The sequence below is a fragment of the Urinicoccus massiliensis genome (assembly GCF_900120405.1).
Lineage (GTDB): Bacteria > Bacillota > Clostridia > Tissierellales > Peptoniphilaceae > Urinicoccus > Urinicoccus massiliensis.
The window spans coordinates 150,427-173,497 of sequence record NZ_LT635493.1 but is presented as its reverse complement, the minus strand read 5'-3'; the positions used below and the strand labels follow the sequence as shown (position 1 = coordinate 173,497).

General features: G+C 47.6%; 17 protein-coding genes, 4 tRNA genes, 1 rRNA gene and 1 other annotated feature. Of the genes, 21 read left to right on the top strand and 1 reads right to left on the bottom strand.

Annotated elements, in window-relative coordinates; all coding sequences use genetic code 11:
- Positions 1 to 7: 7 nt before the first annotated feature.
- Both BQ7400_RS05540 and srtB read left to right on the top strand, forming a co-directional pair.
- Positions 8 to 1,021 carry a hypothetical protein gene (locus BQ7400_RS05540; protein ID WP_072469735.1) on the top strand — a complete coding sequence of 338 codons (1,014 nt, stop codon included), beginning with the start codon at positions 8 to 10 and terminating at the stop codon, positions 1,019 to 1,021.
- Between the two features lie 9 nt (positions 1,022 to 1,030).
- Positions 1,031 to 1,759, top strand: coding sequence for a class B sortase (gene srtB / locus BQ7400_RS05535; RefSeq protein WP_072469734.1), 729 nt, complete (start codon positions 1,031 to 1,033; stop codon positions 1,757 to 1,759).
- 21 nt (positions 1,760 to 1,780) lie between these two features.
- On the opposite strand, the gene BQ7400_RS05530 is transcribed toward srtB, so the two are convergent.
- Complete coding sequence (locus tag BQ7400_RS05530; RefSeq protein WP_034437586.1) at positions 1,781 to 2,296, bottom strand: DUF4364 family protein; 516 nt, start codon at positions 2,294 to 2,296, stop codon at positions 1,781 to 1,783.
- Between the two features lie 124 nt (positions 2,297 to 2,420).
- Between BQ7400_RS05530 and hpt the strand changes: the two genes are divergently transcribed.
- The 19 genes from hpt to BQ7400_RS05435 all read left to right on the top strand — a co-directional run bounded on the left by hpt (position 2,421) and on the right by BQ7400_RS05435 (position 22,603).
- Positions 2,421 to 2,939, top strand: a complete 519-nt coding sequence (hpt, locus tag BQ7400_RS05525; RefSeq protein WP_072469733.1) for a hypoxanthine phosphoribosyltransferase — start codon at positions 2,421 to 2,423, stop codon at positions 2,937 to 2,939.
- Positions 2,929 to 3,795 (top strand): CPBP family glutamic-type intramembrane protease, encoded by an 867-nt coding sequence (locus tag BQ7400_RS05520; RefSeq protein WP_072469732.1) that lies wholly within the window; start codon positions 2,929 to 2,931, stop codon positions 3,793 to 3,795. Before hpt ends, BQ7400_RS05520 begins: the two co-directional genes overlap by 11 nt.
- 9 nt (positions 3,796 to 3,804) lie before the next feature.
- On the top strand, positions 3,805 to 4,548 hold the full coding sequence (locus BQ7400_RS05515; protein WP_072469731.1) for an SIR2 family NAD-dependent protein deacylase: 744 nt from the start codon (positions 3,805 to 3,807) through the stop codon (positions 4,546 to 4,548).
- Positions 4,545 to 5,285 (top strand): class I SAM-dependent DNA methyltransferase, encoded by a 741-nt coding sequence (locus BQ7400_RS05510; protein ID WP_072469730.1) that lies wholly within the window; start codon positions 4,545 to 4,547, stop codon positions 5,283 to 5,285. Before BQ7400_RS05515 ends, BQ7400_RS05510 begins: the two co-directional genes overlap by 4 nt.
- Complete coding sequence (gene hslO, locus BQ7400_RS05505) at positions 5,275 to 6,171, top strand: Hsp33 family molecular chaperone HslO (protein WP_072469729.1); 897 nt, start codon at positions 5,275 to 5,277, stop codon at positions 6,169 to 6,171. The genes BQ7400_RS05510 and hslO overlap by 11 nt, the downstream gene beginning before the upstream one ends.
- Before the next feature lie 100 nt (positions 6,172 to 6,271).
- Positions 6,272 to 6,347 (top strand) — tRNA-Phe (locus tag BQ7400_RS05500).
- A 49-nt stretch (positions 6,348 to 6,396) separates the two neighbouring features.
- Positions 6,397 to 6,487, top strand: a tRNA-Ser gene (locus BQ7400_RS05495).
- 11 nt (positions 6,488 to 6,498) lie between these two features.
- Positions 6,499 to 6,572: transfer RNA gene (locus BQ7400_RS05490), tRNA-Cys, on the top strand.
- Between the two features lie 113 nt (positions 6,573 to 6,685).
- Complete coding sequence (gene pheS, locus BQ7400_RS05485) at positions 6,686 to 7,708, top strand: phenylalanine--tRNA ligase subunit alpha (protein WP_072469728.1); 1,023 nt, start codon at positions 6,686 to 6,688, stop codon at positions 7,706 to 7,708.
- A 13-nt stretch (positions 7,709 to 7,721) separates the two neighbouring features.
- Entirely contained in the window at positions 7,722 to 10,112 is a 2,391-nt protein-coding gene (gene pheT, locus BQ7400_RS05480; protein WP_072469727.1) for a phenylalanine--tRNA ligase subunit beta, read from the top strand.
- Between the two features lie 20 nt (positions 10,113 to 10,132).
- A complete protein-coding gene (locus tag BQ7400_RS05475) occupies positions 10,133 to 10,681 on the top strand; it encodes a cell division protein ZapA (RefSeq protein ID WP_180371960.1) in 549 nt (182 codons plus the stop codon).
- Positions 10,678 to 12,996 (top strand): peptidase U32 family protein, encoded by a 2,319-nt coding sequence (locus tag BQ7400_RS05470; RefSeq protein WP_072469726.1) that lies wholly within the window; start codon positions 10,678 to 10,680, stop codon positions 12,994 to 12,996. The genes BQ7400_RS05475 and BQ7400_RS05470 overlap by 4 nt, the downstream gene beginning before the upstream one ends.
- Positions 12,993 to 15,353: an endonuclease MutS2 gene (locus BQ7400_RS05465; protein ID WP_072469725.1), complete on the top strand. Its 2,361-nt coding sequence runs from the start codon at positions 12,993 to 12,995 to the stop codon at positions 15,351 to 15,353. The genes BQ7400_RS05470 and BQ7400_RS05465 overlap by 4 nt, the downstream gene beginning before the upstream one ends.
- Before the next feature lie 11 nt (positions 15,354 to 15,364).
- Entirely contained in the window at positions 15,365 to 17,071 is a 1,707-nt protein-coding gene (argS, locus tag BQ7400_RS05460) for an arginine--tRNA ligase (protein ID WP_072469724.1), read from the top strand.
- The gene (locus tag BQ7400_RS05455) at positions 17,071 to 18,744 is read left to right on the top strand and encodes a B12-binding domain-containing radical SAM protein (RefSeq protein WP_072469723.1); all 1,674 of its coding nucleotides are present in this window, start codon (positions 17,071 to 17,073) and stop codon (positions 18,742 to 18,744) included. The genes argS and BQ7400_RS05455 overlap by 1 nt, the downstream gene beginning before the upstream one ends.
- Positions 18,737 to 19,504, top strand: a complete 768-nt coding sequence (locus BQ7400_RS05450; protein WP_072469722.1) for a hypothetical protein — start codon at positions 18,737 to 18,739, stop codon at positions 19,502 to 19,504. The genes BQ7400_RS05455 and BQ7400_RS05450 overlap by 8 nt, the downstream gene beginning before the upstream one ends.
- On the top strand, positions 19,488 to 20,588 hold the full coding sequence (locus BQ7400_RS05445) for a tetratricopeptide repeat protein (protein ID WP_072469721.1): 1,101 nt from the start codon (positions 19,488 to 19,490) through the stop codon (positions 20,586 to 20,588). The genes BQ7400_RS05450 and BQ7400_RS05445 overlap by 17 nt, the downstream gene beginning before the upstream one ends.
- 331 nt (positions 20,589 to 20,919) lie before the next feature.
- Positions 20,920 to 22,442, top strand: a 16S ribosomal RNA gene (locus BQ7400_RS05440).
- A gap of 85 nt (positions 22,443 to 22,527) precedes the next feature.
- Positions 22,528 to 22,603: transfer RNA gene (locus tag BQ7400_RS05435), tRNA-Ala, on the top strand.
- A gap of 256 nt (positions 22,604 to 22,859) precedes the next feature.
- Positions 22,860 to 23,071, top strand: a sequence feature (23S ribosomal RNA rRNA prediction is too short).

Below are 23,071 nucleotides of genomic sequence, written 5' to 3'. Positions count from 1 at the left end.
TGTTGTCATGGGGAAAAAATGTCTTAGGGCAGGGAAGGTCTTGGTCTTCCTGGTCCTGGTCCTCTGGACCCTGTCCCAGTTAAATCAAATTTTTATTCGCAAGTCCTTGGATAAGCCCTGGGATATGTCCAATAAAATCGGGGGTTTTTACAATAGCCAAGAGGACTATGACCTGTATTTTCTAGGGACCAGTCACAGTTATTGTTCCTTTTCGCCCCTGGAAATTTATAGGCAAACAGGCCTCAAGTCCTATGTCCTGGCCAGCCAGCAGCAGCCCCTGGATGTGACCTACTATTATATGAAGGATGCTGTGAAAAAACACAAGCCCCAGGCAATTGTCCTGGATGTTTTTTCCTGCCTTCTCCAGGAAGATGCGAGAGACCCGGGGATTGTCCATTCCTACAGCGACGACATGCCCATGAGCTTAAACAAGTTGGAGATGGTCTACCGGGTCGTGCCCAAGGATATGAAGGCCCAGGTGGTTTTTCCTCTGATTAAGTACCATGACCGTTGGCCTGACCTGGAAGAAAGAGACTACCAGGTCAAGTACCGGGACTACCATGATCCCTACCGGGGCTATGTGGCCTTGGAGGGACAAAGTCAAAAGTTTAAGACAGACCTGGAGGGGGGCTTAAGGGGAAAAATTGCTACAAAAGTCTCCCCTAAAAACAAGGAAACCCTCTTACGGATTGGGAACTATTGTGCAAAGAGGGGGATTGACCTGGTTTTGGTCAAGACGCCCACTTTTGAAGACCAAAGCTATGCAAAAGCCTTGGATGATTTGGAAAAATTTATGCAAGTAGAGGGCATGGACTACATCAATTACAACCTAGAAAAAGAAGCCATGGGCCTGTCTGCCCAAGACTACTATGACGGCTACCATATGAACCGGCAGGGGGTGAAAAAATTTACCAAGGTCCTGGTTGGGGACTTAGAAAAGTTTGTAGACCTTAAAAAGGACCAGGCTCAAGATCCCCATTGGGTCCGGGACCTGGCCTTGCTTGAGAAAGACAAGGGATAGGGAGAAGACATGAAAGATAAAACAAGAAAGCTTATACAAGTTATTTTACTTTTGATTTTGCTCTTTAACCTCTACAAGATTGGGGCCTACTACCAGGCCGGTGGAGCCTATGACCGGGGAGTTCAAAAAATCCAAGCCCAGGTCCAGGACCAGGAAAAAGAGGACCAGGCTCCCAACCAGTCTCCGGACCAAGAATCCATAGAAAAAATCCAGGCCCTGGAAAAGACCTATCCTGAAATTAAGGCCTGGATCTTCCTGGACCAAACCGAGATCAACTATCCTGTGGTCCAAGGAAAGGACAATGACTACTACCTCTACCACAGCTATGAAAAAGAATCCAACCCCTTTGGAGCCATCTTTATGGACTACCGCAACCAGGCCGATTTTTCCGACCAAAACACCATTATCTATGGCCACAATGCCAAGAGGGGAGGCTGCTTCAAGGACCTCCACCAATACGAAAACCCAGACTTTGTCAGCCAGGCCCCCTATATAGAAATTGATAGCCTGGCGGGCCACAAGCGCTATGAAATTTTTGCCGTCTACAAGGCAGACCCCAGGGACCCCTTCCGCCATACCAGCTACCAGGGCCAGGACCTGGAAAACTTCCGGGCCTATGTCCAAAAAAGAAACATCCTCAAAAGACCCCTGCCGGAAAAGCTGGACCACTTTATCACCCTCCAAACCTGCTCTCCAGGCGACACACGTTTAGTTATCCAGGCCGTCCAAGCCCAATAAAAAAACTCCCTCAAGGGAGTTTTATTTTTGTAGGGAGTTTAAAAGGTCCTGGTAGACTTGGGAGGGGTTTGCCTTAAAGGTCTCCATCATTTTCTTCCCTTCTTCCACGGAAGAAACCGTAAGCTCGATGTTTAAAATGGGGGCCTGGTGTTCGATAATTTGCAGGACAATGTTGTAGGTGCCATTGGGGTTGGGAAGGAGGTTGGCCAGGATGGAGTTTTCCTCTTGGACCAGGGTCTTGGCATCCTCCAGGAGACTATCCAGGGTTTGGGTTGTTTCCTGGCTCAAGCTTTCCAAAAACAAGTGGAAGGCTTGGTCGCCGGCCTGGGAGGGGTAGAGGAAGTTATTTTGCTCGTAGACAAGCCCCACCCGAACCAGTTCCAGGCTGTATTGGTTGACTAGGAAGTAGTTCATCAGGCCATGGGAAAGGACAAAGTCCACCAGGCTTGTTTTTGTGAATTTTCCCGGGAGCTTATGAATAATATAGAGTAGAATTAATTTTTGATTCAGTAGGTTTGACCATGCCTTGTTATCCATTTTTCACCTCTTTTTCCTATAGTATACCAGGTCTGGGGAAAAGATGGTAGTTGTCTGGAAATAAAATTGGGTAAAGGGCCCATCCATGGTATAATAGGGATAAGTTTTAAGAAGGAGGACCTAGATGGCAAAAGAACGTGTACTTATTAGTCGTGAAGAACTAAGAGAAAGAATAGAAGAATTGGGAAAACAAATCACCCGGGACTACCAGGGCAAGGACCTGGTCTGTATTGGCCTACTTAGGGGAGGCTTTATTTTTCTGGCGGACTTGATCCGGGAAATTCCCCTGGAAATGGATGTGGACTTTTTGCGGACAGCTTCCTATGGACATGGGGAAAAGTCCTCGGGGATTGTGGAGATTTTAGACCGCCACAAGGTGGATATCCGGGGCAAGGAGGTCCTTTTGGTGGATGATATTATCGATTCCGGCCGGACTATTTCTACTGTTGTGGACCTTTTGAAAAAGGAAGAACCTGCCAGTATCAAGACTTGCCTCATGTTGGACAAGCCATCCAGGAGGGAAGTGGACTTCACTCCGGACTATGTGGCCTTTGAGATTCCAGATGTCTTTATCGTGGGCTGTGGCTTAAATTATGGGGACTACTGCCGGAATGTTCCCTATATCTATACCTATGACGATTAAGAAGTTGCCCTTGGGGCTCTTTCAATTGGGCCTGTGTATTTTTTATTTCATTTTTTACTACTTCACCCAGGCCATTGACTCCTGGGCCATGGTGGGCTTGACTTTGATGGAACTGGCCCTCTTGATTATTGGAGGAAGTATCTACTTGGCTTGTGGGGGACCGGGTCAGTTGGGCCACCCCTATCAAAAGCAGGACCTGGCCTTGGCTGTCTTAGTTCCACTTTTAATCTACCCCATCCTCCTCCTGTGCAACGGTCTCTTTTTAAGCCTTTTGAGTAAGTTTATTGACCTGGAGGATGCCTCGGCAGGCTTTGTGGGCAATGGCATGGGGCTTTCGGTCTACTTTTTTTATGGCCTCCTACCGGCAATTTGTGAAGAGGCCTTTTTCCGGGGTGGGCTTTTTTCCTACTACCGGCAATTTGACGAAAGATATAGTTTGTGGATGACCAGCCTTCTTTTTGCCCTCTTCCACTTTCACATTCAAAATTTTGTGGTTCCTTTTTTATTGGGATTGGGCCTGGGGCTTTTGGTCCTGCGGACTGGCAAGGTCATGTATGCCATGATTGGACATTTTGTAGCAAATACGGCGGGAATCCTCTTTCGTCGGAGCCTGTCGACGGAAAACATTGCCTGGCTCAGGTCCTTGGGCCTGGTCCAAGCCATAGGATCTTTCGAAAAGAGCCTGATCCTTGTCTTGGTCCTGGCCAGTATCCTGTCCCTGGTGGTCTTAAGGCTTTGGCTGGGGCGCCAGGCTCGAACGGAAAGAGTCGTGGGAAGGGGAAACCGGGAGGTCCTCCTCTTTGGGTCCTTGCCCTTGTTAGTGGTTGTGGTTTTTTATTGTATAAAAGTTTTTTAGGAGGAAAAGATGGAATACCAAGAAGCTGCAAATTTAATTCTTCAAGCAAAAAATATGTATGCTTTAACGGGAGCGGGGATTTCTACGGAATCCGGCATTCCGGACTTCCGGTCGGACACCGGCTATTACAAGGAGTTTGATGGGGCGACAGCCCTTTCCAGGGATGTCCTCTTAGGGGACCCGGACCGCTTTTACCATGAGGGCTTTGTCATGCTCAAAGACCTTTTTGCTAAAAAACCCAATGCCGGCCACAAGGCCTTGAAAAAATTAGAAGACCTGGGCTACTTAAAGGGAGTCATCACCCAAAATATTGACAACCTCCATACTCTGGCTGGGTCCAAGAAGGTTTTTGAAGTCCATGGCCACACCCGGACAGTCCACTGCATGTCCTGCCACAAGACCTATCCCTTCCAAGACTATGTGGACCTGGTTACTGTGGAGGAAGAAATTCCACCCCGCTGTCCAGCCTGCCAGGGAGTTTTGAGACCTGATGTGGTCATGTTTGGGGACATGATGCCCCAAGACTTCCAGGATGCCTATGAGGCTATGGAAACTTGCGACCTGCTTTTGGTGGCAGGGTCTTCCCTGGCGGTGGCTCCTGTAAGCTACCTGCCGGGTATGGCCAAGAAGTTGATTATCATCAACAAGGAAGCAACCCCCTATGACTACAAGGCTGATGTGGTGATCCATGAGGGGATTGGCCAAGCCCTGACAAAAATTTTAAGCCTGGTGGAAGAAGGAGCGAGCCGGTGACCTATGAGTATTTAGCCTCTGTCTACGACGATTTAATGACAGACTACGACTACAATGCCTGTCTGGCCTGGTTGGAGTCCCAGGAGCCAGGCTATAGAAATATCTTAGAAATGGCCTGTGGCACAGGGACCTTGACGGGAAAATTGGCCAAGAAGGGACCGGTAACAGCCTTTGACGGGTCTGAGGCCATGTTGGAATGGGCCCAGAAAAAGATTGGTTACAATCCTCGGGTCCGGCTCTTGCGCCAGGACCTAACCTCTTTTCAATTGCCGGAAAGCTACGACACCATTGTCTGCTTTTGCGACAGCCTAAACTACCTCTTGGACCCCCAAGACCTGGAGGCTTGTTTTAGCCGGGTGGCTCAAGTTTTAAGTCCAGGAGGGGCCTTTTACTTTGATGTCAACACCTCTTACAAGTATGAGGAAATGGGGGCAAACTTATTTATGCAGGAAAGTCCTGGGGCCCTGGCCCTGTGGCAAAATAATTATTCTAAAGAAGATAAAATAAATGACTACAACCTGACCATCTTTCGGGAAACGTCTCACCAGGAGGATCTCTACCAGCGCTTTGATGAAATTCACAAGCAAAGGGCCTATGACCGGGAGGACTTGGAGGCCCTCTTAAGGGACCTGGGCTTTAAGGACCTGGCCTTTTACCATGGCTATAGCCAGACCCCGGCAGGACCTCAAACCCAAAGATTGGTGGTTAAGGCAAAAAGGAGAGAGAATGGAAAATAAATTAGTTCGAGGAATCAATGGAAATAAAACCATAAAAGTTGCGGCGGTTTATGCCCCAGAGGTGGTGGAAGAGGCCAGGAGGATCCACCAAACCACCCCAACGGCCACAGCAGCTCTGGGTCGGACCCTAATGGCAGGCCTTATGATGGCTGCCGGCATGAAAAACCAAAAAGATTCCCTGACCATCCACATTGATGGAGACGGTCCCTTGGGAAAAATCCTGGTAACAGGGAAAAACGATGGCCATATCAAGGGCTATGTCCAAAACCCCCAAGCCGACCACGACCTCAAGGCCAATGGAAAATTGGATGTGTCAGGGATTGTAGGATCCCAGGGGGTCATGACGGTGGTCATGGACCTGGGCCTCAAGGAACCCTATGTAGGCCGGGTTTCCCTCTTGTCGGGAGAAATTGCCGATGACTTTGCCAACTACTTTGTCCAATCTGACCAAGTTCCCTCGGCTGTAGCCTTGGGGGTCCTGGTGGAAAGAGACCGGACGGTAAAAACCGCCGGAGGCTTTATTGTGCAAATGATGCCGGGAGTGTCGGACCAAGAAGTGGACCAGGTGGAAGAAGCGGTGAAAAAAATTGGGTCTGTAACAGACTACTTTAAGACTGGCAAGGGGCCGGAAGACTTGATCCGGGACCTTTTAGAGGGGCAAGACCCGGAAATTTTAGAAAGTCGTCCCATTGCCTATGCTTGTGACTGTTCCAAGGAAAAGGTGGCAGACTCCCTCTTGTCCCTGGGCTACAAGGAATTGGAAGAAATCCAAGACCAAGACGGCCAGGCTGAAATCACCTGCTATTTTTGCAATGAAGCCTACCACTTTGATGGGGAAGATTTAAAGGCCTTAATTGAAAAATCGAAAAAAATTGATCAAGAATAGGGTCCTTGGACCCTATTTCCCCAGGGGGAAGTTTTGAAAATCGTCTTGACTTTTATTTTAAAATCCGTTAAGATAGTAAAAGTAACGAGTGGGAATACTGGCCCAGATAGCTCAGTCGGTAGAGCAGTGGACTGAAAATCCACGTGTCGCTGGTTCGATTCCGGCTCTGGGCACCATCTTTACTATGAGTATCGCCGGACATGTTATTCTTTGATCCGAAATAATGGAGGGGTATCGAAGTGGTCATAACGAGGCGGTCTCGAAAACCGTTCGGGTCTTCGGGCCCACGTGGGTTCAAATCCCACCCTCTCCGCCAAAATTCAATAGGGCGACATAGCCAAGTGGTAAGGCACGGGTCTGCAACACCCTCACCCCCAGTTCAAGTCTGGGTGTCGCCTCCAAAATCAAAAGCTCTTCGGGAAACCGGAGGGCTTTTTAGCTTGCCTTCATTGAAATAAAGCCACTTAAATGGTATAATAAAAGAATTGAAATTACTTAGTTAAAGGGGAGAACCATGAGAGAAAAACTGGAATTGATTGAAAGGGAATCTTTGGACCAAATTGCAGACTGCCAGTCCTTAGAGGCCCTAGATAAAATACGGGTGGCCAGCCTGGGTAAAAAAGGCCAATTGACAGGGATTTTAAAGGGCATGGGGAAACTCAGTCCGGAAGAAAGGCCCAAGATGGGAGCCTTGGCCAATGAAGTTCGGGAAAGAATTGAAGGGGCCCTGGCCGACAAAAAGGAAAAGTTGGAAAGAGACAAGTTAAACCAACAATTGGACAAGGAATGGATTGACATCAGCCTGGACAAAAAACAGGCCCGTCGAGGCCACATCCACCCCTTGAGTCAAACCAAGGAAGAATTGGAAGACCTCTTTGTTCAAATGGGCTTTATCGTCTATGAGGGACCTGAAATTGAGTCTGTGGCCAACAACTTTGACGCCCTAAATGCGCCTATGAGCCATCCCTCTCGAGATAAGACGGATACTTTTTATATCGATGATACTACCCTTTTAAGGACCCAAACTTCTCCGGTGCAAATCCGGGCCATGAAGGAATTGGGAGCCCCTCTTCGGATGGTTTGTAGTGGACGGGTTTTTCGTCCTGACGATGTAGATGACACCCACAGCCCCATGTTCCACCAATTGGAAGGCCTGGTTGTGGATGAAAAAGTCTCCATGGCCAACCTCATCCATACCCTGGATGTTTTTATCCACGAAATGTTCGGACAAGACATGGAAACCCGTTACCGTCCCCACTACTTCCCCTTTACGGAGCCAAGTACTGAAGTGGACGTAACCTGCCATGCCTGTCATGGGACTGGTTGTAAGGCCTGCCATGGAACCGGCTGGTCCATGGAATTATTAGGGGCCGGCATGGTCCACCCCAATGTTTTAAGAAACTGTGGCATTGACCCTGAAAAATATTCCGGCTTTGCCTTTGGTATGGGGATTGACCGGATTGCCATGGTTAAATATGGCATTTCCGACATCCGCCTACTCTTTGACAACGATGAACGTTTCTTGAATCAATTTTAGGAGGTCCTAGCCCATGTATTTACCAATTGCTTGGTTGAAGCAATATTGCCCAATCGATAAAGATGTAAAAGAACTTGCTGATAAAATTACCCTGACAGGATCTCATGTTGAATCCATCTTCAAAAGCGGCCAAGACATTGACCGGGTTGTAGTGGGGAAGATCTTGTCCATTGAAAAGCACCCTGATGCCGACAAGCTAGTGGTTTGTCAGGTAGATGTGGGTCAAGAAAAAATCCAAATTGTAACAGGAGCCCCCAATGTCTTTGAAGGGGCCCACCTGCCTGTGGCCTTGGACAAGTCCAGCCTGGCTGGAGGAGAAAAAATTAAGAAGTCCAAACTTAGAGGGGTCTTATCCCAAGGAATGTTTTGTTCCTACCAAGAATTGGGCTATGATGTTTCTGTCATCCCCATGGCCTTTCGAGACGGGGTCTTGATTTTAGATGAATCCGTAGAAGTTGGCCGGCCCATCCAAGAAGTATTGGACATGGACCAGGCTGTTTTGGAATTGGAAATCACCCCCAACCGTCCCGACTGCTTAAGTGTTTTGGGCATGGCCCGGGAAACAGCGGCAACTTTTGACCTGGACTTGGACCTTCCCAAGTTGGAGGTTGAAGAAGATGAAAAGCCCATCCAAGACTTTGCCCAAGGGATTGACATTCAAAGTCCAGATTGTCACCGCTACTATTCCAGGGTTCTTTATGATGTAAAAATTCAACCATCTCCCCAATGGATGCAAAATGCCCTGATGCAAAGTGGCGTTCGGCCCATTAACAATATCGTAGACCTGACCAACTTTGTCATGTTGGAACTGGGGCAACCCCTCCATGCCTTTGACCTAGACAAGGTCAAGGACAAGAAAATTATTGTCCGAAACGGACGGGAAGGGGAAGTCCTGACAACCCTGGACAAGCAAGAAAGAAGGGTCAATGAAAAAGACATCCTGATTTGCGACGGCCAAGAAGCCATTGGTCTGGCGGGAGTTATGGGGGGTCTAGATAGTGAAGTAACAGAATCCACCAAGACCATCCTTTTGGAAGGGGCTCTTTTTGACGCCTACACTGTCCGCCAAACGTCCAAAAAGTTTGCCCTGAGAACGGAAGCTTCTACCCGTTTTGAAAAGGGAATGGACCCCAATTCCTGCAAGGAAGCTGTAGACCGTCTTTGCGTTTTGGCCAAGGACCTGGGAGCTGCCAAGGTGGCCAAGGGATCCTATGACCAAAAGACAAAAGACTTCCCGGAAAAGACCATCCACTTGCGGCAAGAAAAGGCCAATGATCTCTTGGGGACCGACCTTAGCTTGGACCAAATGGGCCACTACTTAAAAGGCCTGGGTATCGAAACAAAAGAAAAATCAGGAGGACTTGAGGCCAAGATTCCATCCTTCCGCCAAGACCTAACTATTGAAGAGGACTTGGTTGAAGAAGTGGGACGGCTTTTCGGCTTCCACAACATCACCCCCCAACCTCTTAAGGGAAAATTAACCAGAGGGGGCAAGCCAGCCAGTCGGAACCTGGAAGCCAAGCTGAAGGAAGTTCTGGCTGCCCTGGGCTACAACGAATGGATGACTTTTTCCTTTATGAGTCCTAAGGCCTATGACCGTCTCAACCTGGAAGAAGATTCTCCCCTGCGGAAAAACGTCGAGCTCCTGGACCCCTTGGGAGAAGAATATTCTGTTATGAGAACCACTCTTTTGGCAGACAGCCTGGAAGTTTTATCTAAAAATATGAATCGGAAAAATCCAGAAGCCTTCGGTTATGAGTTCGGCAACACCTTTAGCCTGGACCAAGACCAAGACCACCTGCCAACAGAACACAAGAGATTGGCCATTGGTTTTTACGGAGACCAAGATTTTTATTTCTTAAAGCACACCATCCAAAGACTCTTTGACCGGGCAGGAATTGGGGAAATCACCCTGAAGAGGGCCAGCCAAGGCTACCTCCACCCGGGCCGGAGTGCAGAAATTTTTGTAGATGGCCAATCCTATGGTTTCTTTGGAGAAGTCCATCCCCGAGTTTTAGGTAACTTCAAGATGAAGAAGAGGGCCTATGTGGCCGAAGTGGACTTCCAAAAGATGGTGGAAGCAGAAAAGACGGCCATCCTCTACCAAGATCCTGGAAAATATCCCAGCATCGGTCGAGACCTGGCCTTTATCCTAGATGAAAAAACAGAAATTGGCCAAGTCAAGGCCATTGTCTTGGAAGAAGGGGGAGACCTTTTAGACCATTTTGAAGTCTTTGACATCTACCGGGGAGACTCTATTGACCAAGACAAGAAGAGTGTGGCCTTTAACATGCAGTTCAAGAGCAAGGACCATACGCTGAAGGATGAAGAAATCAACCCAAGTGTTGAAAGCATGATTCAAAGAATCCAAGAAGAACTCAAGGGTCAATTAAGAGACCAATAATAGAAATGGGGGAAATTCTCATGGACCGGATAAAAGTTGATATTGATGGAATGAACTTCTATGTTGTTGGAAGTGATGACCAGGAAAAAATTCAAAAAATGGCTGGGGAGTTGACCCAAAAAATTCAAGAAACAGCCAAGGCCAACTATCGTTTAAACCAAGTCCAAGGCCTAGTCCTAACGGCTTTGAACCTCTTAAACGACCTCTACCAAGCCCGGGAAAACTTAGATGATTTGGCATCTGAAAATCCTGAAAATGAAAAAATTCAAAAGTCCCAAGAGGAAAACCGAGCCCTGAAAGAGGAAGAGCAAAGACTTCTGGAAGAAAAGAAGGGGCTCCAAGAAAAAGTTCAGGACCTGCTCCAAAAGAAAAAAGACCTGGAAGGGGAAGTAAGGGAATTAAAGGGCTACCTGGACCTGGCCAAGAGGGACTTGAAGTCTGCCCAAGACCAAGTGGCCCTCTTTGACCAAAAAGAAAAGGCCTATGAGGACAAGATCTACCAAGACCAAGTAACCATTGTGGACCTACAAAAAGAAGTCTCCCTCTTAAAGGGGAGTGAAGAAGAGTGAAGCAAGTAGAAGTCTTAGCTCCAGCAGGTTCCATGGATGCCTTTAAGGCGGCCCTGGCCTACGGGGCCCAGGCCATCTACCTGGGAGAAAAAAAGTTTTCAGCCCGGGCCCATGCTCAAAACTTTAGCTTGGAGGAGGTCCAAGAGGCAGTGAGACTGGCCCACCTCCAGGGGACCAAGGTCCACGTCACCCTAAACACTCTTTTGGCAGACCAAGAGTTGATGGAGGCTGTGGAAACGGCGAAAAAATTAGCAAAAATCGGAGTGGATGCATTGATTGTACAAGACCTGGGCTTGATACGGATGCTTCGCTCCGTTTTGCCCTATATGGACCTTCATGGGTCAACCCAAATGACCATCCACAATGTTCAAGGGGCCAAGCTTTGCAAGGACCTGGGCCTGACCCGGGTGGTCTTGAGCCGGGAAACTCCTTTTGAAGAAATTAAACGGATCAAGGACCTGGTGGACATTGAAGTGGAGGTCTTTGTCCATGGGGCCCTTTGCGTTTGCTATTCAGGCCAGTGTACCATGTCTTCCTATATTGGTGGCCGGTCGGGAAACCGGGGAGACTGTGCCCAACCCTGTCGGAAAAAATACCAAATTATCCGGGGCAAGGAGCTTTTAAAGTCCGGCTATCTTTTAAGCCCCAAGGACCTTTGGGCCCTGGACCAAATCCCAGACCTGGTGGACTTGGGGGTGGATTCCTTTAAGATTGAGGGCAGGATGAAAAAACCTTCCTATGTAGCCTATGTCACGGAAATGATTAGCAAAGCCTGTCAGGGTCGGCGGGACCGGGACCTGGAACTCAGGGCCCGGGAAAGTTTTAACCGGGGCTTTACCCAGGGGCGGACCTTTGGCGCCTTTGGTCAAGACTTTATCACCCAGGGGCATGGGAAAAATAAGGGGATCTACCTGGGACAGGTGGATGCCAAGGACCCGGCCCTGGTCCATCTCCAAGAGGGGATAAAAGAAGGCGACGGCATATCCTACCTGGACCAGGAAGGATTTTTAAGGGGCTTTGAAGTAGGCCGAGACCTGCCGCCTGGAGAATCGAAACTAACCTTTCCCTATCCGGCTAAGAAGGGATCGGATATCTACCGGACCTTTAACAGTCGCCTGGCCAACTTTCAATTAAAAGACTTGGAAAAAACCGGCCTAAGGGGACGGTTAAGCCTTAAAAAAGGCCAACCTGCATCCTTGGCCCTGGATAAGCCCATAAAAGTTTCCATCCAGGGAGCCCTGGTGGAAGAAGCCCAGAAACGAGGTTTAGACCAAGACCGGGTCCGGAGTCAAATGGGCAAGTTAGGGGACACACCCTTTTATTGGGAAGACCTGGACTTGGACCTGGATCCCAATTGCTTTTTATCCATCAAAGACTTAAATGTCCTAAGAAGGGATTTAGTGGAAGAAATTTTTCAATCCTACCAAGGGGAAGAGGACCGGCTGGGTAAGCTGCCTCCCTTGAAGATGGAAGGACCGGTAGAGGGCAAACGAACCCTCTATATTGAAAACCAAGAAATTGCAAGAGGTCTAAAGAGGCAAGACCTGGAAGCCATGGACCGGATTATGACAAGAGACCTGGACCTCATCGAAGACCTCCAGGGTCTGAATCCAGAAGTCTATTATGTCTTGCCTCCTATTGTGGACTATGACCTGGGTCAGGAAGAAAAACAAAGAGCCCTGGACCTCTATAGGCAGGGAAAGATTGCTGGAGTGGAGGCCACCAGCCTTTGGCCCTTTGCCTATCAAAAAGATTTGACTCCCATGAAAATCCATGCCGGTATGGGGACAGGAGCCTTTAACAGCCAAAGCATATCCATGCTCCGGGACTTGGGAGCCAGCTCCATCGACATTTCCTATGAGGCTACCTACAAGCAAGCCCAGGTCATGGCCAGGAATTGTGGTGGAGACCTGTCCACTCTCTACTATGGATTTTTAACAGGGATGATTATGGACCATTGTCCAAACTCCCTGGTGAAGGGCTGTAAAGATTCCAGCCAGTGTGAGACATGCTCCCTTAATGGGGTTTTTGCCCTAAGAGATGAAAAAAATATGGACTTTCCCTTTCGGAGACAGGGGAAGATTACAAGAATTTACAACAGCCTCCCCCTGTATTTGGATGGGAAAAAGAAAAACTACCTGGAGGAGAAGATTGGCTTGAGGATTGATGCTCAATTTTCCTCGGAACCCATTTCAGAAATTATCCAAAGTCTGGACCACAGGGATGTGGATTGCAAGAAAATCTTAAAAGAAAGTTTTAATGGCTGGACCTATGGTCACTACCAAAGGGGTATTTTAAGGAAGGATTCTCTATGAACCAACGTGTTTTAGACATTTTAGAATTTCAAAAAATTAAGGACAAGCTGGCTAGTTTTGCTGCTTCTGAGCCCGGCAAGGCCCGGGCCAGGGAAATTACTCCTTCCCACCACGAAGCCAAGGTGGAAAGAGGCCTAGCAGAAACCCAAGAGGCTGTTCAAGTCCTAACCAAAAGGTCCCGGCCCGCCCTGGTGGGGATTCGGGACCAGGAAAAAGACTTTAAGCGTCTGGCCCTAGGAGGAACCCTGACCATTGAACAAATCGTCTACCTGGGAGACAGCCTTAGAGGAGTCCAATATCTTAAGGATTATTTTTCTGAGGAAGCGCCACCAGCCCTGATGGGGACCTTGGTGGACAAGCTAACCCCCCTAAGGGGGCTAAGGGAGAAAATTGAACGGACCTTTGAATCAGACCAGGAAGTTTCAGACCAAGCCAGTCCAGCCCTGGCCCAAATCCGCCAGAGCATGGTCCAAAAGAAGGAGGAGGTCCGACGAAAACTCAACTCCTTTGTAACAGGAGATAGTCAAAAGTACCTCCAAGACAACCTGGTGACCATCCGGGCTGGCCGCTATGTTATTCCGGTTAAGCAGGAAAACAAGTCTTCTATCAAGGGTTTAATCCACGACACCTCCTCTTCGGGAGCCACTGTCTTTATTGAACCCCTGGCTGTGGTGGAATTAAACAACCAGCTAAGGGAGTTGGAGAACAAGGAAAGGCAAGAAATCCATCGAATCCTTCAAGAATTGTCCGATCAATTGGCGGAAAACTTACCAGCCCTAAAGCAAAATAACTATGCCATGGTGGAATTGGACTTTATCTTTGCCAAGGGACGGTTGGCCCTGGAAGAAAAGGCCATCAAACCCAGGATTAGCCAAGAAAAGAAACTCAAGATTGACCAGGGCCGCCACCCCCTCCTGGACCCCAGGAGGGTGGTTCCCATTGACCTGGACCTGGGTTATGACTTTAATTCCCTGATTATTACTGGCCCCAACACAGGAGGAAAGACGGTTAGCTTAAAGACTACAGGACTCTTAATCCTCATGGCCCAAGCAGGACTTTTTGTGCCGGCGGGGCCCAATACTGTGATTCCCCTGGTCCATGAAATCTATGCAGACATTGGAGACGAGCAGAGTATTGAGCAAAACCTGTCTACTTTTTCATCCCACATGGTCAACATCGTAGACATCCTGTCCAAGATTACGGACCAGGACCTGGTCCTCTTTGACGAACTGGGAGCCGGGACAGACCCCACAGAAGGGGCGGCCCTGGCCATGACCATTATTGACAAGATGAGGGAGCAGGGAATCTTAACCATGGCCACCACCCACTATAACCAGCTCAAGGTCTATGCCCTAGAAACTCCCGGCGTGGCCAATGCCGGCATGGAATTTGACCTAGAGACCCTGAGCCCCACCTATCGTTTGCGGATTGGAACGCCGGGTAAGTCCAATGCCTTTGAAATATCCAGACGTCTGGGCCTGGGCGAAGATTATATCCAGGCAGCCAAGTCCTTTATCCATTCAGATTCTTTGAAATTTGAAGATGTCCTAGAGGGACTGGAAAGAGAACGCCAAGACCTGAGCCGGAAAAACCAGGCCGAAGAAGCCAAGCAAAGAGAAATTGAGGCCCTAAAGGCTAGGCTCCAAAGGGAAGTAGACAAGTCTGAAAGACAAAGAGACCGGATCCTAGACCAGGCCAATGAAAAGGCGGAAAAGATTTTAAGAGAAGCTAAAGAACAGGCAGACCTGGCCCTTTTAGAGTTAAAAGATATCCAAGCCTCCATGGCCAGCCAGGAGGAAAAAAGACTCCAACAAACCCGAAACTATCTTGGAGAAAACCTAAGAAGTCTTTCCAAGAAGAACAAAAAGGGCCTGGTCATAGAAAAAGTAGCCCGACCCATTGAAGATGTAAAAGTTGGAGACACGGTCTTTTCCAAGAGCTTGCAACAAAAGGGCCAGGTCCTGGAACTGCCGGATAAACAGGGGAATGTCTTGGTTCAATTGGGCATCTTAAAGATGTCCCTTCCTGTGAATTCCTTGACCTATGCAGAAAGTCAAGAAGAAGCCAGGGGAAGGGTCCAAACCAAGTCCATGATTTCCAAAAAATCTAAGAATTTCAAAACTGAATTGGACCTTAGGGGACAAACCTTTGAAGAAGCTAAAATCCAGCTAGAAAAATATATTGACGATGCCTACCTCTCAGGGATGCCCTCGGTGCGGATCATCCATGGGAAGGGAACAGGTGCTTTAAGGGAAAAGGTGCGGAACTTTTTACACCACTACCAACCTGTTAAGAAGATTGAAGACGCAAAAATGAACGAAGGTGGCTATGGGGTCACCATTGCATACTTAAATTAAAGGAGGATACCTTGCATAATTATCGTAATGAAGTTATTGAAGCCATCCATGGCCAATGTCCAGACTTAGATTTGGACCAAATAGACCAACTTATTGAACTGCCACCAAGTTCAGACCTAGGAGACTTTGCCTTTCCTTGTTTTTCCCTGGCCAAGACCTATCGGAAAAACCCGGCTATGATTGCCCAAGAAATGGCAGAAAAAATTGACAACCCTCTTTTTGACAAGGTTGAAAACAAGGGACCCTACTTAAACTTTTTCATCAACAAGGAAGCCTTTACCAAGGATATCTTCCAAGACCTTCAAGAGAAGATGGAAGACTTTGGCAAGACCAACTATGGGGACCAAAGAACTATTGTCTTGGAATACTCCTCTCCCAATATTGCCAAGCCCTTCCACATTGGCCATATCCGGACCACAGTCATTGGGGATTCCCTAAAGAGAATTTCAAACTTCCTGGGTTTTAAGACCATAGCCGTCAACCACCTGGGAGACTATGGGACCCAATTCGGCATGATGATTGAGGCCTATCTAAGATGGGGAGACCATGACGTCATTGAAAAAAACCCCATTCCCGAATTGGTCAAGCTCTATGTGCGAATCAACGAAGAAGCCAAGGACCAACCAGAACTCTTGGACAATGCAAGAAACTGGTTTGTCAAATTGGAAAACCAAGACCCCAAGGCAGTAGAACTTTGGGAGTGGTTCCGCAAGGTCAGCCTGGAAGAATTCCAAAGAGTTTATAAGCTCTTGGACATTGACTTTGACTACTATACAGGAGAATCCTTTTACTCTCCCATGCTCAAGGATACAGTGGACTTAATGGAAGAAAAGGGCGTCCTAACAGACTCCCAAGGGGCAAGAATTGTAGACTTTGGCGACGAACTTCCCCCGGCTATTATCATTAAAAAGGATGGCTCTTCCATCTACCTGACCCGGGATATGGCTACAGCCCTCTACCGGAAGAAGGAGTTTGACTTCTACAAGAGCATCTATGTTGTTGGAAGCCAACAGAGCCTCCATTTCCAACAATTAAAGGCCATCCTAAAGAAGATGGGCTATGATTGGGAAGAAGACATGGTCCATGTGGCCTTTGGAATGGTTTCTCTAAAGGAAGGAACAATGTCCACCCGTAAGGGCAAGGTAGTCTATCTGGAAGATGTCTTAAATAAGGCCATCAACAAGGTGGATGACATCTTAAAGGAAAGAGAAGAATCTCGAGGAGAAAAAATGGAAGACCGGGAAAAATTGGCCCGGGAAGTGGGTATTGGGGCCGTTAAGTTCCAAGAACTCTTTAACCAAAGGATCAAGGACTATGTCTTTGATTGGGACCAAACCTTGAGTTTTGAGGGAGAAACGGGCCCCTATGTCCAATATACCCATGCTCGAATTTGCTCCCTATTAAAGAAGGGGGAATTTTCCATCCAAGACCCTGTAGATGAAAAGGCTCTGGGTCTTCCCGAAGAACAAGAGCTCCTAATGAAGTTGTCTCGCTTTACAGACGTTGTCATTGATGCCCATGAAAAACATGAGCCCTACTTCATCACCCGCTATATTACAGACCTGGCCAAGACCTTCAACAAGTACTATACCCACAACCAAATCAACACAGAAGACCCCAAGGTAAAAAAAGCCAGACTCCTTTTATCTTACGGAATCAAGACAGTGATTGCTCAAGGTTTAAACCTCTTGGGAATCCATGCACCGGAAAAAATGTAATGAAGTTTCTCCTAGTTGGGATTAATTCCAAGTTTATCCACACCAACCTGGCCATCCGCTATCTCAAGGAAGTGTCCAGGGCAGAGACCTCTTTTTTAGAATTTACCATCAACCAGCCCCTGGATACCATCTATGGGGCTTTGCTGGAAGAGGAGGCCCAGGTTTATGGCTTTTCCACCTATATTTGGAACATTCAAGAATGCCTAGACCTGGCCAGAGACTTAAAGGCAGTCCGGCCCCAGGCTCGGATTGTCTTTGGGGGACCAGAAGTTTCCTATGAATCCCAAGCTTTTTTACGAGACCACCCCTATGTGGATGAAATTTTGCTGGGAGAGGGGGAAAGGGCCTGGCCCATCTACCAAGAGAAAGTCATCCAGGGAGGGGACTTAAAAGATGTCCCCAACCTGGTCTACCGACAGGGGGATCAAATTTGTCAAAATCCCCTGGCTCCCTACCTGGACCTTAAGGACTTGCCAGACCCTTATTTGGAAAAAGAGGACCTAACCAATAAGATTGCCTATCTGGAGTCTTCCCGGGGCTGTCCCTTCCACTGCGCCTTTTGCCTGTCTTCCGTTCTGGGGCCGGTACGTTTTGTAGACATGGACCGGGTCTTTAGCCAAATTCAAAGGCTCCTTTCCTATGGGGCGGTGCAAATTAAGTTTATTGACCGGACCTTTAATGCCAGTGAAAAAAGAGCCTTCAACCTGATGGACTTTATCCAAAGCCTGGGCTTAAAAGACTTTAATTTTCACTTTGAAGCCACAGCCCATCTTATGAGCGAGAAGATGATTGACTATTTTTCAAAAAGTCCCCGGGGGCTTTTTCAACTGGAATTGGGCATCCAATCCACCAATGAAAAAACCCTCAAGGCCATCAACCGGACTATGGATTGGCCCCGGCTAAGAGAAGTGGTGGAGAGAATCCGCAGCCAGGGCCGGACCCACCAACATGTGGACTTGATTATCGGCCTGCCCTATGAGGGAGTGGACCAGTTAAAAAAGAGCTTTAACGACACCTATTCCCTGGGGGCTGAAAAAATTCAAGTGGGCTTTCTAAAAGTCCTTAAGGGGTCTCTTTTGAAAAACAAGGCCCAGGACTATGGTCTGGTCTATAGCCACAGGCCTCCCTATGAAATCTTAGAAACCCCCTGGTTGTCGGCCTTGGAAATTCGGCAATTAAAAGTTTTTGAAGACCTGGTAGATAAGTTTCACAATGAAGGCTACTTTGAAAGAAGCAACGGCTACCTTATGAAAAAGCTGGACCAGGACCCCTTTTCCTACTTTTATAATTTCAGCCTATATTATAAGAAGAAAGGCCTCCACCTGGACCAACACCAAAGAAAGAAACTCTATCAAATATTGACCTCCTATGCCCAGTTCTTGGGCCAAGGAGATTCCGATTTTTACCGGGCCCTTTTCTTGGACTATGTCCAAAACAACCAGGGACCCCTGCCGGACTACTTTCCCCAAAGACAGGAGGCCTATCTGGAAAAAAGTAAAATCCATGACCTCTTCCGGCAAAGTCGGGTCCAAGACCTTTTGGGCGTCCAAGACCCCCATATCAAAGACCTGATGAAAAAAGTCCACCCCTACCGATTGGATGGGAAAATAATCCTAGTAGACCGGCGGGACAACCCCGTTAAAATATACGAAATGGAGGAAATTCATGACTGACCTAATCCAAGTTTACCAAGAGGCCCTGCTGGGCCTAGTGGGAAATATTAAAAGAAGGCCCCTGGACCACCTGGTGGGCTTTCTCTTTCCCCTGGTAACTTTTTTTATCGTTAATTATATTTTTTCTTTAAACTATATGGCCAATGACAATCTCGTGGTGGGAGTTGCCCGCTTTATAGTCTATGTGGTTCTTTTATCTTTTTACCTGGGAATCCTATCCCTTATATTAGAAGGAAACCCCATCAGCATTCCAAGTTTTAAGTCCAGTGGCCTTAGAATTCTCAACGATGTTTGGACAGCTTACTTTGTCTTTTCCCTATTTGACCTCTTTGCCGGCAACCTCCTTTCTGGAGGGTTTTTAACCATTGGTCTCTTTCTTGCCTTTAATCCATTTATTGAAATGATTTATGTGGATAAAAAACCGGCGGGCCATCTCCTGGGAGACCTGGCAAGCTTTTACAAGACCAACATCCTCCATTGGCTCTTGCCCCTGCTAATCTATCTTTTGATTTTAGTGGCCCTGGCCCCAAGCTCCATAATGGCCTATGTCTTAATAGGAGCCAATCCCATGGATTTTGCCTTTGGGCCGGCCCGGCTCTTTAGTCAATTTATCCTGGAAGAACCCCTGGTCCTCCTTTTGAGCCAGGCCTTCCACTACTTTTACCTCCTCTACCGAGGCCAGGTCTATAAAATTATTGCCCATTCCAACCCCAGGAAGCGGGCCTATATGAGGGAGTATAACGATGGACTACCAAGATGAACTTGTATTTTTAACCATAAGCCGTAAATTGGACCTGGCGGGAGTGGAAATAGAAGAAGGTCAAGACCTTCCCCTAGTAAAAAGCTCCATGGTTCAAAACTTAAAAGACAAAAACTGGCAAGAAAGCATTCCTTTTATAAACTTTCTTTTGGGGATGGTCCTTTGCCAAACAGTGGACCCTGCTCTAGCTCAAAGCCAGGGCTATGACAAGATTTTACAAAAAAGTCCCTACCAGGGCCAGGTCATTAGCCGGATTATGACAGGAGACTTTGACCGCCAGGCCAAGATGGACTTTTTAACCAGTCTGGAAGAGCTCCATATCAAGGAAGAAGATATCAGCTATCTTAAAACCACCTTAAAAGAAGAAGAAATTCGCCAAGGCAAGAAAGAAGGACAGGACCTGGAGCAAAGCCTGATTCCCATCATCAAAAGCTATGGGAAAGTTTCAGAAGAATCCCCCTTCTTTGGTCAGGCTCTTTTGCGCCTAAGTGGAATCTATGCCGGCCTGGGTCACTATATCAAGGCAAGACACTATGCCCGGGAGGCCCTTTTAAAAGATATGCCGGAAGAAGTGAAAAACCAAGCTCGGTTGGCCATTGAAGAACTAGAAGACTATGCCAATATGGAGGCCGTGGAGTCCTATCTCAACCTTCAAAATCTGGAAAAAGCCAAAGACCACCTGGGAAAAGTATCCCAGCAATACCTCAACCCAGACCATGTTCATTACTTTCTAGCTACCATAGCCTTGGCAGAAAATAAGCTGGAGGAAAGTAAGAGCCACTACCAAGAGGCTTTAAAACTAGCAGACCAAGGCCTCTACCATGAACGTCTAGCCTTTGTAGACAGTCAATTAGGCTTGATTCAGGAGGCCATTGACCACTATGAAAAAGCCCTGGAAAAGGGAAGTGATCCCTATACCATCCACCACAACCTGGCCTATCTCTACCTGGAAAGAGATCCTAAGGAAGCCCTCTACCATGCCAAGGCAGCCTATAACCTCAACAACAGCCAAGAACTTGACGACCTAATAAAAACTTTAGAAAAAAATGAAAAAGACCTTGACAGGAGAGATGGATTTCAGTAAACTATACAAGCTACTCAAAACAAGGCAAAAAGCCTTTTAAGAAGTAGCAAGAAAAACCAAAAAGGTCCTTGACAAAGTCAGGGAGACTTGGTAAACTAATACATGTTGTTTTCCACAAGTAAAAAGCCCGTTAAGAAAAAGCAAAAAAGTTCTTGACAAAGACCTTTTATCGGTGGTAAAATAATTAAGCTATCTCGTAAAGAGATTAGTTACAACAGAACCAAAAAAACTAAACAGTGTAAGAGAATGAACACACAAGCAAAAGCAAAAAAGCGGAACTTCAGTGAAGAATCCGGAGTCAGTCTAAAGACGATAAAATGGAAAAAACTTTTTAATTGAGAGTTTGATCCTGGCTCAGGACGAACGCTGGCGGCGCGCCTAACACATGCAAGTCGAGCGATGAAATTTTAACCGATCTCTTCGGAGAGAAGATAAAATGGATTAGCGGCGGACGGGTGAGTAACACGTGAGAAACCTGCCTTTCACAAGGGGATAGCCTCGGGAAACCGGGATTAATACCCTATGACACATTTCCTTCGCATGGAAGAAATGTTAAAACTCCGGTGGTGAAAGATGGTCTCGCGCCTGATTAGCTAGTTGGTGGGGTAACGGCCCACCAAGGCCATGATCAGTAACCGGCCTGAGAGGGTGAACGGTCACATTGGAACTGAGACACGGTCCAAACTCCTACGGGAGGCAGCAGTGGGGAATATTGCACAATGGAGGAAACTCTGATGCAGCGACGCCGCGTGAGCGATGAAGGCTTTCGAGTCGTAAAGCTCTGTCCTATGGGAAGATAATGACGGTACCATAGGAGGAAGCCCCGGCTAACTACGTGCCAGCAGCCGCGGTAATACGTAGGGGGCGAGCGTTGTCCGGAATCACTGGGCGTAAAGGGTTCGCAGGCGGTCTACCAAGTCCGATGTGAAAGGCATGGGCTCAACCCATGTAAGCATTGGAAACTGGTAGACTTGAGTTAAGGAGAGGTAAGTGGAATTCCTAGTGTAGCGGTGAAATGCGTAGATATTAGGAAGAATACCGGTGGCGAAGGCGACTTACTGGACTTAAACTGACGCTGAGGAACGAAAGCGTGGGGAGCAAACAGGATTAGATACCCTGGTAGTCCACGCTGTAAACGATGAGTGCTAGGTGTCGGGGCAACTCGGTGCCGCAGTTAACACATTAAGCACTCCGCCTGGGGAGTACGTGCGCAAGCATGAAACTCAAAGGAATTGACGGGGACCCGCACAAGCAGCGGAGCATGTGGTTTAATTCGAAGCAACGCGAAGAACCTTACCAAGGCTAGACATTTTAATGATCGGTCTAGAGATAGACCTTTTCTTCGGAACAGTAAAACAGGTGGTGCATGGTTGTCGTCAGCTCGTGTCGTGAGATGTTGGGTTAAGTCCCGCAACGAGCGCAACCCTTACCTTTAGTTGCCAGCATTTCGGATGGGAACTCTAAAGGGACTGCCGATGATAAATCGGAGGAAGGTGGGGATGACGTCAAATCATCATGCCCTTTATGCCTTGGGCTACACACGTGCTACAATGGTCGGTACAGAGAGCAGCGAGCGAGCGATCTCAAGCGAATCTCAAAAAGCCGATCTCAGTTCGGATTGTAGGCTGCAACTCGCCTACATGAAGTCGGAGTTGCTAGTAATCGCGAATCAGAATGTCGCGGTGAATGCGTTCCCGGGTCTTGTACACACCGCCCGTCACACCATGGGAGTTGGTAATACCCGAAGCCGCCGAGCTAACCGTTTGGAGGCAGGCGTCGAAGGTAGGATCAATGACTGGGGTGAAGTCGTAACAAGGTAGCCGTATCGGAAGGTGCGGCTGGATCACCTCCTTTCTAAGGAGTTCAGAAAGAAGTGGGCCTTGAGCAATCAAGTCATTTCTTAACTCTTACACTGGATTTTTTGGTCTTTACCCAATGTGGGGGTGTAGCTCAGTTGGGAGAGCACCTGCCTTGCAAGCAGGGGGTCAGGAGTTCGAATCTCCTCATCTCCACCACAACCACGGACAATAAATCCTTGATTTGTTAGAAGTGGTATTTATTTAATCTTAATAATACGTGTCAACGTATGATTGAGATAGATGCACAATGAAAACTACATACTCCAATTTTAAAAGTAAGAATGAGATTTTCAAATTATTCAATAACGAGAGTAAAGAAAAGACATTTTTACCGGATAGAAACAGTTTTAAGGAAAACTGAAACAAAGGTCAAGTTAGAAAGAGCATCAGGTGGATGCCTTGGCACCAAGAGCCGAAGAAGGACGTGATAAGCTGCGAAAAGCAACGGGGAGTCGCAAATAGACGTGAATCCGTTGATGTCCGAATGGGGAAACCCGTATGAGCAAACCTCATACATCCATGCATGAATCCATAGTGTATGGAAGGAAGACCGGGGGAACTGAAACATCTAAGTACCCCGAGGAAAAGAAAGAAACCTCGATTTCCCAAGTAGCGGCGAGCGAA